This is a genomic window from Arthrobacter sp. Y3225209 (genome assembly GCF_059090685.1).
In genome coordinates, this window is the sequence record NZ_JBNHFW010000010.1 from 34139 (window position 1) to 46360 (window position 12222).

General features: G+C 67.1%; 16 protein-coding genes and 1 riboswitch. Of the genes, 7 read left to right on the forward strand and 9 right to left on the reverse strand.

The genetic code is table 11. From position 1 onward, the window contains the following. Positions 1-63: 63 nt before the first annotated feature. Entirely contained in the window at positions 64-693 is a 630-nt protein-coding gene (locus tag AC5RVB_RS07520) for a cysteine hydrolase family protein (protein ID WP_494142362.1), read from the reverse strand. 53 nt (positions 694-746) lie between these two features. Continuing rightward, a complete protein-coding gene (locus AC5RVB_RS07525) occupies positions 747-1514 on the reverse strand; it encodes an LLM class flavin-dependent oxidoreductase (RefSeq protein ID WP_494142363.1) in 768 nt (255 codons plus the stop codon). A gap of 6 nt (positions 1515-1520) precedes the next feature. Between AC5RVB_RS07525 and AC5RVB_RS07530 the strand changes: the two genes are divergently transcribed. The 3 genes from AC5RVB_RS07530 (at position 1521) to AC5RVB_RS07540 (ending at position 3034) form a co-directional block, all read left to right on the forward strand. Next, complete coding sequence (locus AC5RVB_RS07530) at positions 1521-1880, forward strand: FAD-dependent monooxygenase (protein ID WP_494142364.1); 360 nt, start codon at positions 1521-1523, stop codon at positions 1878-1880. A 98-nt stretch (positions 1881-1978) separates the two neighbouring features. Further along, a complete protein-coding gene (locus AC5RVB_RS07535; protein WP_227902906.1) occupies positions 1979-2203 on the forward strand; it encodes a hypothetical protein in 225 nt (74 codons plus the stop codon). A 117-nt stretch (positions 2204-2320) separates the two neighbouring features. Next, positions 2321-3034 (forward strand): NADPH-dependent F420 reductase, encoded by a 714-nt coding sequence (locus AC5RVB_RS07540; protein ID WP_494142365.1) that lies wholly within the window; start codon positions 2321-2323, stop codon positions 3032-3034. Positions 3035-3055: 21 nt separating this feature from the next. Here the strand turns inward: AC5RVB_RS07540 and AC5RVB_RS07545 are convergent, their stop codons facing one another. Continuing rightward, positions 3056-4078, reverse strand: coding sequence for a zinc-dependent alcohol dehydrogenase family protein (locus AC5RVB_RS07545; RefSeq protein WP_494142366.1), 1023 nt, complete (start codon positions 4076-4078; stop codon positions 3056-3058). 272 nt (positions 4079-4350) lie between these two features. On the opposite strand from AC5RVB_RS07545, the gene AC5RVB_RS07550 reads away from it, so the two are divergent. Both AC5RVB_RS07550 and AC5RVB_RS07555 read left to right on the forward strand, forming a co-directional pair. Beyond that, on the forward strand, positions 4351-4989 hold the full coding sequence (locus tag AC5RVB_RS07550) for a class I SAM-dependent methyltransferase (RefSeq protein WP_494142367.1): 639 nt from the start codon (positions 4351-4353) through the stop codon (positions 4987-4989). A gap of 104 nt (positions 4990-5093) precedes the next feature. Continuing rightward, a complete protein-coding gene (locus tag AC5RVB_RS07555) occupies positions 5094-5810 on the forward strand; it encodes an NADPH-dependent F420 reductase (protein ID WP_290243759.1) in 717 nt (238 codons plus the stop codon). 85 nt (positions 5811-5895) lie between these two features. On the opposite strand, the gene AC5RVB_RS07560 is transcribed toward AC5RVB_RS07555, so the two are convergent. Together AC5RVB_RS07560 and AC5RVB_RS07565 are read right to left on the reverse strand one after the other, a co-directional pair. Further along, positions 5896-6885, reverse strand: a complete 990-nt coding sequence (locus tag AC5RVB_RS07560) for a hypothetical protein (RefSeq protein ID WP_494142368.1) — start codon at positions 6883-6885, stop codon at positions 5896-5898. A 189-nt stretch (positions 6886-7074) separates the two neighbouring features. Then, positions 7075-7860 carry a carboxymuconolactone decarboxylase family protein gene (locus AC5RVB_RS07565; RefSeq protein ID WP_494142369.1) on the reverse strand — a complete coding sequence of 262 codons (786 nt, stop codon included), beginning with the start codon at positions 7858-7860 and terminating at the stop codon, positions 7075-7077. A 221-nt stretch (positions 7861-8081) separates the two neighbouring features. On the opposite strand from AC5RVB_RS07565, the gene AC5RVB_RS07570 reads away from it, so the two are divergent. Then, entirely contained in the window at positions 8082-8936 is an 855-nt protein-coding gene (locus tag AC5RVB_RS07570) for an aldo/keto reductase (RefSeq protein ID WP_290243754.1), read from the forward strand. 16 nt (positions 8937-8952) lie between these two features. Here the strand turns inward: AC5RVB_RS07570 and AC5RVB_RS07575 are convergent, their stop codons facing one another. The 4 genes from AC5RVB_RS07575 to AC5RVB_RS07590 all read right to left on the reverse strand — a co-directional run bounded on the left by AC5RVB_RS07575 (position 8953) and on the right by AC5RVB_RS07590 (position 11298). After that, positions 8953-10098 (reverse strand): baeRF2 domain-containing protein, encoded by a 1146-nt coding sequence (locus AC5RVB_RS07575; RefSeq protein ID WP_494142370.1) that lies wholly within the window; start codon positions 10096-10098, stop codon positions 8953-8955. Between the two features lie 98 nt (positions 10099-10196). Beyond that, a complete protein-coding gene (locus AC5RVB_RS07580; protein ID WP_290243749.1) occupies positions 10197-10538 on the reverse strand; it encodes a YciI family protein in 342 nt (113 codons plus the stop codon). A gap of 123 nt (positions 10539-10661) precedes the next feature. After that, entirely contained in the window at positions 10662-10871 is a 210-nt protein-coding gene (locus tag AC5RVB_RS07585) for a hypothetical protein (RefSeq protein ID WP_227902916.1), read from the reverse strand. Between the two features lie 112 nt (positions 10872-10983). Further along, positions 10984-11298 carry a DMT family transporter gene (locus AC5RVB_RS07590; RefSeq protein WP_227928346.1) on the reverse strand — a complete coding sequence of 105 codons (315 nt, stop codon included), beginning with the start codon at positions 11296-11298 and terminating at the stop codon, positions 10984-10986. Positions 11299-11308: 10 nt separating this feature from the next. Continuing rightward, positions 11309-11375, reverse strand: a riboswitch (guanidine-III (ykkC-III) riboswitch). A gap of 138 nt (positions 11376-11513) precedes the next feature. Here AC5RVB_RS07590 and AC5RVB_RS07595 point away from each other — a divergent pair. Then, positions 11514-12194 carry a hypothetical protein gene (locus tag AC5RVB_RS07595; protein ID WP_494142371.1) on the forward strand — a complete coding sequence of 227 codons (681 nt, stop codon included), beginning with the start codon at positions 11514-11516 and terminating at the stop codon, positions 12192-12194. The last annotated feature ends 28 nt before the right edge of the window (positions 12195-12222 follow it).

Sequence of the window (12222 nt, forward strand, 5' to 3'; positions counted from 1 at the left end):
AACGACGACGGCTCCCCCACACACTGTGGAGGAGCCGTCGTCGTATGTGCGCCTACTTGTTGCCTAAGCGGTGCGCCCCTGGGCCGCGGAGGTGACCAGATCACTCTTGGCCAGCGGTGAACCCGTCCGTAGCGCCGCGGTCCAGCTCTCGGCATCGGTGACGGCAGCCCAGTTGGAGTGCAGCAGCGCCATAAGGGTTTCGTGGACCTGGCGTGCCGGTACGGTGCCCGCCTCGTTGGCCAGATCGATCGCGCCCGTCGCGTCGGAGAGGACCTCGACGTCGAAGCCGAGCGGCTCGGCGGCCGCTGCGGAGGCGATCACGCAGTTGTTGGTCATGTAACCGGCCAGGGTGATGGTGTCGATCCCCTGCTCCCGCAGCCAGGACTCCAGATCCGTGCCGGCGAAGATGCTGGAGAACTGCTTGCTGATGCGCTTTGCCGCGGCCTCTTCAGAGGCCGCCACGCCGGGGTGGTTCTGCCAGGTTGCCGAGCCGGAGGCAAAGACCGGGGCTTCCGCCGGGAGCTCGTGCTGAACCAGCACCACCGGAATCCCGGCGTGCCGTGCGGTGTCGATGGCTCCCTGGATGGCGGCGAGGGAGTCCTCCCGGTTCGGGTATTGGATCGGCAGCAGTCCGTTGTCGAAGTACTCCTGCTGGGCGTCAATGACAATCAGGGCGCGGCGTGGTGCGGTCATAGGGGTCTCCTGTAGTGGTTTGGCTGGAAAGGCTGACATTTTGGGTAGGCGTACTAGCCGGCTGCCGGCAGGGAATCCGGGTGGGGCAGTGAGTAGTGGTCGGCGAGGAGGTTGATGCCTTCTTCGTCGAGTTCGGTCGAGTGGCCGCCGACGACGAGCATTACCTCATCGACGCCGGTGCGCTTCCAGAGGGCCTCCAGGCGGTCAGCCACGGCAGCGGCATTCCCGTGGAAGCTGCGGTTGGTGTAGGAGTCGAGGATCTGCCGCTCCTGCAGTGTTGCCGCATAGGCCTCCACCTCGTCCGGGGGCAGGAGCAGGTAGCCGTCCCGTTTGAACATCCGCAGCATCGCCATCGCCGACGTCGCGGCCTGACGTTTCGCTTCCGCGGCGTCGTCGGCGATCGCTACCGGCACGCTCACCAGGGTCTGTGGTTCCGAGAGTACGCCGGAGGGCCGGAAGCTGTCCCGGTACAGCTGCAGAGCCGTGTCTATGTCGGCGTCGCCGAACTGCAGGGCAAATGCGTACGGGCGTCCGAGCTGCCCGGCCAGCCGGGCCGAATACGGCGCCTGCGCACCGACTGCAACGGGATATCGCCCCGGGCGCTTGGAACAGTGGCCTTTCGCGGCGTTGTCCCTGGCCCGGCCGGCGGAGTCAGCGAGACGTGGGGGCCGGGCCGACTCTTCGGCATTACGCCACTTGATGCCGGCAGCACTAACTGGTTTGCCTGCCTCCGTTCCAGAGACCTTCCCGTGCTGGGCTCCCCGGAGGCTATCGGCGCCCAGGGTGCGGACCTGCTGCGAAGCCTCTACCGCGGGTGGCATCCGGACGTGGCCCGCGTTCTGGGGAAACTGGATGGAAGCCCGATCGATTACCGGGAACTGTTCGATGTCCCGCCGCTCCCGTCCTACATTTCCGGGAACTTGGCACTGGTGGGCGACGCCGCGCACGGCATGGCACCGAATCTTGGCCGCGGTGCCTGCGAGGCTCTTCTGGACGCTGTTGCCCTGATCGATGCACTGAGTTCGGCGCCCGACGTGACCGCCGGTCTGCAGCGCTACGACGCCGGCCGGCGTCGGCGGGGAAACCTCATGGTCCGGGCGGCACGGTTGCTCAACCGCGTTGCCACGGCTGAGCATTTCACCGGAGCACGAAACCTCGTAATGTCCGCCGGGGCACGGTTCGCCTAGCCCCCGCACCGGCCGTCCGTAGTAAGACACCTGGGATCTTCAGTAGCCGGGGCAGCATCGGTTCGGCAGATTCCGCCCGGTTGTGCTTGGGTAGGCCGATGGATACCTACGTAACAACAGGCATGTTCTGGTTCACCGTAGCCCTGATCAACGCCGGGCTGGCCGAGCAGAAGAACGGGTCCCGCTGGATCTGGTTCCTGCTCTCGCTCCTTCTGGGGCCCATTGCCACCGCAGTGATTGTCCTGCGGCCGGCACCGGAACCGGTTGAACCGTCCATGACGCACCGCGGCGGATGGAAGAACCCGGAACAGCTTCCCGCGTAGAACCGCGCGGCGAGTTCGGGCACGGGAGCTCCGGGAATTTCGGCGCACCACTGCCGGTTTGAACTTCGTACGGCCGCAGGACAACAGGCGGCAGTACACCACACGGAGGGATGAACCATGACGACATTGGGAATCATTGGCAGCGGAAACATCGGATCGGCAGTGGCACGGCTGGCCGTTGCCGCGGACATGAAGGTAGTCATCGCGAACTCCCGCGGGCCGGAAACGCTGCAGGACCAGGTCGCTGAACTCGGTCCCCTGGCCACCGCCGGAACGGTGGAAGAGGCAGCCAGCGTCGGAGACGCCGTCGTGCTGTCCATCCCGCTGAAGGCCGTACCGGAGCTGCCCGAAGGGCTGCTGGCCGGCAAGCTCGTCCTGGATACCAGCAACTACTACCCCTCCCGCGACGGGCGCATTGAGGAACTCGACTCCAGCGCCGTGACCACCAGTGAACTGGTGCAGCGGCTCACCGGCGCCCGCGACGTGAAGGTGTTCAACAACATCATGGCCGGGCACATCCCGGCACTTGCCCGCCCCGCCGGCGCCGGAGACCGGTCCGCACTGCCCATCGCCGGGGACGACGCCGCGGCGAAGACCGAGGCCACGGACCTCATCAGCGCGTTGGGCTATGACACGTACGACGCCGGGACGCTGGCCGAGAGCTGGCGCTTCGAACCCGAAACCCCGGCCTACGGCCTGGTGTACTTCGAGGATCCGAACGTGCCGCAGGAAAAGATGGCGGAGGCAGCGCCCGGCACCACTCCGGCCGAGCAGATCAAGGCAGCGCTGGACGCTGCGACCCGGGTGAACGTGGCCGAGCGGCGGATCTAAGGGCGAAGCCACCAACCGCCGCTACGGAGTCAGCAGCACCTTCACCGCCCGGCGCTCATCCATGGCCCGGTAGCCCTCCGCGGCGTCCTCGAGGGGAAGCGTGAGATCAAAGACCTGACCCGGATCGATGCTCCGGTTCCAGATCAGCTCGATCAATTCGGGCAGGAACCGGCGGACCGGTGCCGGGCCGCCAAGCATGTTGATTTCGGCGAAGAACAATTCCAGGCCCGGCAGGGCGACGTCGTGGGAGACACCCACGAACCCCATGTGCCCGCCGGGACGGGTGGAACGGACCGCCTGCATCATCGATTCCTGTGTGCCCACGGCCTCCACCACTGAGTGCGCGCCGAGCCCGTTGGTCATGTCCTTGATGACGGCCACGCCGTCGTCGCCCCGTTCGGCGACAATGTCCGTGGCGCCGAACCGGCGGGCCAGTTCCTGCCGTTTCGGGTGCCTGCTCATGGCGATGACCCGCTCGGCGCCAAGTTGGCGCGCGGCCAGCACGGCAAGGAGCCCGACGGCGCCGTCGCCTACCACTGCCACGGTCCTGCCAGGACCGGCCTGTGCCGCCACGGCACCGAACCAGCCGGTGCCAAGCACATCGGAGGCGGCCATCAGCGAGGGCAGCAGGCCGGCGTCGGGCTGGCCGGGCGTAGCGACCAGGGTGCCGTCGGCCAGCGGAATCCGCGCGAACTGCGCCTGGGTGCCGATCGCACCCATGGGATAGGCCTGCACACAGCGGCTCTGGTAGCCGGCACGGCAGATCTCGCAGGTGTTATCGGAGGCCCAGAAGGAACCGACCACAAAGTCCCCGGGTTTCAGCGTGCGGACGTCGGCCCCGATCTCCGTGACCGTGCCCACGTACTCATGGCCCATCGGCGCAGCGGCCGACACCTCTTCGATGCCGCGGTACGGCCAGAGATCGGAACCGCAGATGCAGGTTGCGGCGAGTTGGATGACAGCGTCCGTGGGCTCCAGGATCCGCGGGTCCTCCCGGTCCTGGACGCGGATATCGCCGGGGGCATGAATAACAACTCCGCGCATGAGTGTGCTCCTTCGAAGGATCCAGTGCTGCCTCTTTCCAGCAGAGCACCCGGCGCCTTCCCCGGGAAGTCCAAAACCTCGACGGCGAACAGCGGCGGGCCATTTCGCCGGCACACCCGCTGCAGGAGGATGGGCGGCGGGGAACCATCGTTTCGCCAAGCGAACCCGCCACGCGGATTCGCTTGGCGCCGTCCAGATCCGCGACGCCCGGGTGTTCGGCATGCTGGTCCATCCAGCCCATGCCGCGCAGCCGTGGCCACTACGCTGGAACAATGACGCACAGCTTCGACAAGGACTACTGGGAGCAGCACTGGCACGAAGCCCCGGACACTGATCCGGACACGGGCCATGAGCCGCCCGCCAACCCCTACGTGGCACGCCTCGCGGCCGAACTTCCGGCGGGCACCGCACTGGACGCCGGCTGCGGCACGGGAGCCGAAGCCCTGGAACTGGCTGCCGCCGGCTGGGATGTGGTCGGCGCCGATGTTTCTGCGTCGGCCCTCGCCACGGCAGCCCGCCGGGCCGAAGCGCAGACCCTGCCCGGCAGCGTGAGCTGGACCGAAGCTGACCTGACAGCTTGGGAGCCCAGCCGCCGCTTCGACCTGGTCACCACCAACTACGCCCACCCGGCGATGCCGCAGCTGGCGTTCTACTCCCGCGTCGCCGAGTGGGTGGCTCCGGGCGGGACGCTGCTGATTGTCGGGCACGCGCACGACGACGATGCCTCCACCGCGCACGGGCACCACCCGCCGGAGGAAGCGACGGTGACGGCCGAAGCCATCCGGGCACTCCTGGACCCGGCGGCATGGGACATCACCGTCGCTGAGGAACATCCGCGCTCCATGACCGCGCCGGACGGCACCCGGGTCACCCTGCGCGACGTCGTCGTCTCCGCCACGCGCCGCACCTAACCCGGCAGCCCGGACGGAATTTTCGCAGCGCCGCGGATGCTGAACCCTGCAAGGAGCGGCGCCCCACCGGCGTTGCCGAATGAACACCACCGAAGGGGTTCGCAATGCCGACACTTGGAATCATTGGGAGCGGAAACATCGGCTCAGGCGTCGCGCGGCTGGCTGTTGCCGCCGGCATGAACGTGGTCATCGCCAACTCGCGCGGGCCCGAGTCCCTGCAGGACCTGGTCGCCGAACTTGGGCCGCTGGCCCAGGCAGGCACCGTGGAGGACGCAGCTAAACTCGGCGACGCCATCGTACTCTCCATTCCCCTGAAGGCGGTGCAAGAGCTGCCGGAAGGGCTGCTGGAGGGCAGGTTTGTCCTCGATACCAGCAACTACTACCCCTCCCGGGACGGTCGCATCGCGGAGCTCGACGCCGGGACGGTGACCACCAGCGAACTGGTCTCCGGCTGGCTGCCCGGCGTGCGCTACGTCAAGGCCTTCAACAACATCCTGGCCCACCACCTGCCGCAGCTGGCCCGCCCCTCCGGAGCCCCGGACCGCTCCGCACTCCCGATTGCCGGCGACGATGACCAGGCCAAGGCCGAAGCGCAGGCGATCATCGACGCGCTGGGGTATGACACCGTGGACGCCGGCCGGCTGTCCGAGAGCTGGAGGTTCGAGCCGGAATCGGCCGGGTACACGCGCATCTACCTCGCAGATCCGAACACCCCGGATGACCAGCTGCTGAGCTCGGTTCCCGGGCCGACGCCGGCCGACCGGGTTGAATCCTCCCTGGCCTCCGCCACCCGGGTGAACGTGGCAGACCGCGTCTTCTAAGCATCTGGGGTTTCCGCCGGGCCCGGTCCGGCGGGCCCCTGCCGGATGCCCGCCGCTTGCCGGTGCGGCGGGCGTCCGGGATGGGTCATCCCTCGCCTGAATAGTGCGCTTCGGCCTCCGTGCTCCAAGCGCGCGCATAGAGTCCCAGGGTTGCCTCTTCGCGGAGGGAAATGCCCAGCCGGTTGAGCATCAGCCCGCTCGCAGCCATGGTCAGCCGCTGCGCACTCCGGCTGACCCGCTGCTTATCCGCCCGGTACAAATACAGATCGATGGCCTGCCCCCAGCGCTTGCGCCACAGATCCACCGCCGGCTCGGAGGCAAGGGCGGCCATCACCCGGTGCATGGGCATAATCCGCGGTGCCATCCGTGCCACCATTGCCCTGCGGACATGCTCTGCGGGCTGACCGGAGGCTCCTATGCAGGCCTGCAGATGGGCATTCCAGTAATAGTCCCAGCTGGTCGCCCTGCGGTCAGGCCAGACGGCGGACCGGCGGCCGCGCATCATGGCATGGGCGGCGTCGAAGAGCAGCAGGGCCCCCAGCGTGGAGCGCATGCTCGGTCCTGGAAAGCGGTTCACCGCCCACATGGCCAGATCCGCGGACAACTCCGAAACCTCCGCCACCAGTTTCAGGCCGTGTTCCCCGCCGAACCGGGCAAACGTGGCTTCCATGAGCTCAGGGACCGGTTCGCCCGGAAGCGGCGGGTAGACAATGTCGATCGGTGTGGAGAGCTTCACCGGTCCCAGCGCGGCAACATTTCCGTCCGCCAGCGCCCGCGCAAACTTCCACGCACGTCCAACAACAACTTCGGCGGCGCGCAGATGCAGGTGTACCGCGGGATGATCCGGGGCCGGGTTCCGGGTGAACCCAAACCGGTACCCGCCCCAGGTGCGTGCCTGGGCACTGAGCGGGACGGCAACGCGGCGGATAACCGCATCACCCCAGTCCCTGTGCTCCGGTTCAGGTGCCGCCGATTCTATGGTCAGGATGGACCACAGGGTGCTCTCTGACAGCTGCCCCGCAGATCGGCCGGGCAGTTCTCTCCGTACGGCATGTGCTTGCGTTGTCTGGCTCATTTCATCCCCAAGATTGTTTGGCCTTTGGCTCCCCCGCAACAAACAGACCCCCTGAGCTGGAGTCTTTGCGCCGTGCCCGGTGAACCGAAACCGGGCTGCGATACTTGTTTCCTGCGCGGAAATAGCGATTATGGCTGGCTGAGCCGGAGGGCACACGGGTAGTCGGGGTGTGGCCGGGCAGTGCCGGCCTCAGAGCTCCTTGATGGCCCGGATGGCGGCGACAGTGCGCGGAAAACCGATGTACGGGAAACAGTGCACCAGCGCGGCGACCACCGTCTGCCGAGAGTTGCCCACCTGCAGGCAGGCCCGGCCGTGCGGCCCCAGCTGCGCGGCCGTGTCGCCGAGCGCGGCCAGGGCACAGAGCACCAGCAGTTCCCGCTCCGCACGCGTCAGCCCGCCGCGGGTGTAGAAGTCCCCGAAACAGAACTCCGTCAGGAACCGGGGCAGGGCCTCGTTGAAGGGCTCGGGCAGATCGGCCAAGTTGTCCCTGATCTCAGTGCCGTACAGGGGCAGCTGTTCGGCGAGTCCGCGCTGGTAGCGCCCGGCGTCGTCGTCCTCCGTTCCCTGGGCCGGCAGGGGAAGCGGAATCCCGCGGTCCCGGAACACGGCGTTGATGGTGGACAGCGCGTTGAGGGCGCGGGGAAACCCGATAAAGGGCGCCAGCTGGTACACGGCCTCGCGGATCTGCACCGGGGTGACGCCTACGTGCAGCGCCCCCGCCGTGTGGGCCGTCAGCTGCGGCAGGGTCTGCATGCAGGCAAGAACGGTCACCGTAATCAGTTCCCGGGTCCGGTCATCCAGGACGCCGGTACCGAAGACGTCGGCGAAAATGAAGCACCGCAGGATCTCCATCAGTTCGGGGTCATCCTCGTGCACGTCCCGGTCACGCGGCCCGAAGAGCCGGGCAAACGTCGCTTCTGCCTGCTCCCGGCGGGCCTCGGTGTCCTGCGGTGAACGGGGGTCCTCTGCCGTCATGGTGTGCTCCTTAGGCCCGGGCCGTCCTTCCCATGCAAGCACTCCGCCGCGGCGCCCGCCAGCAGCCGGGGAAAAACCTGCCGCCGGCCGGGTCCATCCGGGGTGCGCCGGAATACGCTGGACGAGCCGCGTCCCGCCTCAATGCCCGTTCCCCTTCCCCGCAGACTGCGGGACCATGGCAGTCAAGAGCGTGTTCCGCCGATCGGCGAGGAGCCGGAACCATGATCCTGAACGAGACCTACATGCTGACCGACGGGCGGCCCATTCCGAAGCTGGGCCTGGGCACCTGGTTTATCGACGACGGCGCCGCAGCGCAGGCGGTCCGCGACGCGATCGGGATCGGTTACCGGAACATTGACACCGCCCAGGCCTACGGCAACGAGCGCGGGGTGGGTGAGGGCGTGCGCACCAGCGGGGTTCCCCGCGGTGAGCTGTTTGTCTCCAGCAAGCTGGCGGCAGAGATCAAGGACTACGACGACGCCGTGGCCGCCATTGACGGGTCCCTGGCCACGATGGGCCTGGAGTACCTGGACCTGATGCTGATCCACGCGCCCCAGCCATGGAACGACTGGCGCGGCGGCACCTACGCGGAGGGAAACCGGGCGGCCTGGCGGGCGCTGGAGGAAGCCCAGCAGGCGGGCAAGCTCCGCTCCATCGGTGTCTCCAACTTCGAACAGTCCGATGTGGAGAACATCATCGAGGTCTGCACGGTGGCCCCGCAGGTGAACCAGGTGCTGTTCCACGTGGGCAACACCCCGGATGATCTTCTCTCCTACTGCACCGGGCAGGGCATCCTCATTGAGGCCTACTCCCCCATCGCCCACGGGGAGATCCTGGAGAACGCCGACGTCGCCGAGATGGCTGCACGCTACTCGGTGACCGTCCCGCAGCTGTGCATCCGTTATGCCCTGCAGCTGGGGACGGTCCCGCTGCCCAAAACGGCGAATCCGGACCATATGCGCGAGAATGCACAGGTGGACTTCACCATCTCCGACGAGGACATCAACACGCTGTGGCGGCTGCGCATCAGCGACTACGGACAGTCCAGCCGGTTCCCGGTGTTCAGCGGTAAGTAGCCGCCACTGACCGCCGCTACGTTGAGAGGCCGCCGGGAGCTTCGGGGCCGGTGGGCCAGCGCAGCAGCGCGGCGACGCCGGCACCGCCGGGCAGCACGCCGTCGGGCACCAGAAGCAGGCTGGCGTCCGTCAGTGACGCCGCCCGCAGCATTGCGGACGGCGCGGACACGTGTCCCAGGACTTCCGCGCCGAGGGCGTGCTCCTCCGCGGTGGCAAGCCAGGGCTCGGCGCCCAGGGCCAGCATCTGCCGGTCGGCGAGCGCACTGTCGTTGAGGATCAGCACGTCCACCTGCGCCTGCTGCAATGCAGTGACCACTGCTCCCACGCCCATGGCCGATTCGGGGTTCGCCTGCCCTTCCTGCAGGGCGAGCCGGTCCATGATCTGATCCTGTTCGGCTGCCCACTGCAGGGCAACGCGCTCCAGGACCCGGTCCTGGAAAACCTGCTGGTGGGAGTCTTCGGGGCGGGGCTCGGAATCGATCATGCTGACCAGCGGCTTATGCGCCTCCGCCAGCTGCTCCTGCACCAGCCCCCGGGCGCGGACATCCCCGGCAAGCACAATCAGCCGGGCACCGCTGCTGTCCACCACCCGGTCGATCTGTTCGGCCATGTCCTCCGCGTTGCGTCGCCAGACTTCCTCCGTGCGGCGCTGCATCTTGTCCTGCCCCCAGATGCCGCCGGACACTTTGTGGATGTCCTCGGTGGAACCTTCAACATCCTCCACGGACGGAGGGCCGGGCCGGCCGACATATTCCAGCCGGATCTCCCCGCCCTCGCGTGATACATCGGCAACAACGTACGGGAATTCCTCGGGACGGTGCTTGAGCAGCGGCAGCAGATCCGGCACCAGGTCAACGGACACCTGCTGCGGGGACACCATTGGACCGGGGAGCAGCTCGTTCAGTTCCACCCCGCCCTGCCGGACCAGGACAAAACGCGAGATCGGGGCGGGCAGCCCGTAGGCAGGATCCACTGCGGTTTCCATCGCCTGCTGGTCCTCCGGTGGTGCCCCCTGCGCGGCCAGCGCTGCGAGGACATCCCCGGGACGGACCTCGGCGGCCTCTTTGGCGTCCACCGTGCCGGCACCGGCGTCAACATAGGCGGCGCACCACGGCCCTTGTCCCCGATACAGATCCGCAAATTTGTGGAGCTTCTCCGTCATGTCGATCTCCTTCGCACAAGGGCTGCTGCGGTGAATCCGTTTCCTCCAGCTAACACCGGTTCCGCCGGTAGTTAAAGGGTTGGGCGGACCGTGGGGCATCAGGCGGCAGGATCGTAGGCGAAGGCCCGCACTTCCTGCGCGCACCGGCAGGCAGCGGCGAACTTCGCAGCCCATTCCAGTGCCGCTTCGCGGGTGGGTACTTCCAGCACCGTGTAGCCGCCCTCGATCTGCCGGGTCTGCGGATAGGTGCCGTCAAGGACGGTCCCTTCGCCGTCGACCATCACAGGCGGGACACTCTCATCGATGCCGCCGCCGAACACCCAGACGCCGGCGTCCTTGGCTTCCTGCGTCACGGCGTGGGCGGCGTCCGCCACGGACTGCATTTCCTGTTGCGGGACAATCATGGCGCTGCTGGGGAAGGAGATCAGGTACTTGGTCATGGCGGCGGACCCTTCTCGGATAGCTGGCAGGTGCCGTCCATTCTTGCGGACAACAGCACACCCGGCGAGGGGTGAAGGGCGGAAACCCGTACAGAAAACCCGGCGGACACCGGACCCGCAGACCTAGACCGCCGCTGTCTCCGAGGCAGACCGGGCCTCATCCCCGGCGCGGGAGCGGCGATACAGGACCATGTGAATGACATTCAGCACCGCAACTGCCACCAGGATGCCGAAAGCCACCCAGTTTTCCACGATCGCGTTCATCACGCAGGCAATCAACACCAGGACCAGCGTCATGATCTGCAGGGAAAGGATGGATTTCGAAGCGGACATTGCTCCTCTTTCGGCGGTCGGTCTGGGGTTCTCAGCTAAGAATCTACCTGCCGGACGTACCCCGGCCCTTTACCCGACTCCGTGCGCGTCCTTTGAGATCACGCCAAACCGGCTAGTGCAGTGACTTCAACCCGATCACACCGCCCACAATCATGGCCAGGAACAGGATCTTCAGCAGGGACACCGACTCCGCGCCCGTAGCCATGGCGTAAACGACGGTCAGGGTGGCGCCGATCCCCACCCACACGGCATACGAGGTGCCCAGCGGCAGTTCCCGCATGGCGAAGGCCAGCCCGGCCATGCTGGCGACCAGCGCGGTCACAAAAATGGCCGACGGCCAGAAACGGCTGAAGCCCTGCGACTTATCCAGCGCGGTGGCCCACACTGCTTCCAGGACGCCGGACAGCACCAACACAACCCATGACATAACAATCTCCCACGGGCCGTCTTGTCGCACACCGGGTACGGCACCCCTCGTCCGGGAGACCGTGGAGCGGCCTCCCTTCCACGGTCGCACGCCCGGATGCCGGGGGCAACTCGGGGCGGAACCGGGTTGCGGAGGAGGTTCCGGACCGGCCGCCAACAAAACGGTGCTTGTCATCCAATGGTTGACAAATCACCGATCCACAGTAGGTTGGGGGCATGGATTCCCCGGACACCGAGCCCCTGGCGCAGCTTAAGCGGCTGGTGGATCAGGCACATGTGCTCGCCGCCGGCGCGGACAAGAACGACGACGGCGCCCCGGACGCAGCAGCCGCCGTCGCCGTCGCCGTCGGCATTGAACGGGCCGCCGAGGCGCACCTGCGCTCCGCCGTCGCGGCAGCCCGCGCGGCCGGAGTGTCCTGGCAGCTCATTGGCGAGGCGCTGGGGATCTCCCGGCAGGCCGCGTTCAAACGGTTCGGATCGGCAGCAGCACTTGAAACAGGAGGAGAACTCATGACCCAGCCCGTGGTAAATCTCGAGGAACGCACCGAAGAGGTGTTCCGGATGCTCAGCAAGGGCGACTACGCCGGGGTCAAGGCGCTGATGACCTTCACCTGTTCCCGCACGCTCACCAAGAAAAAGGTGATGCAGGTCTGGGATGGCGTGGTCGAGCAGACCGGTGCCCTGGAGTCACTGTCGGACACCGTCATCCAGACCGCAGACGGCCGCAACATTGTGCTGCAGCAGATCAACCAGCTGCTGGGCGGCGGCCTGGTGGGGCAGACGCAGCTGAACCACGAGGCCGGGGAATGGATTGGCCGGGTGGCCTACAACGGCTCCGGAAAAATCACCGGAATGCTCATCGTCCATCCCATGAGCGCCTCAAACCTTCCCTTCTGACAACGCGGCGTCGGCGCGGACCATCGAA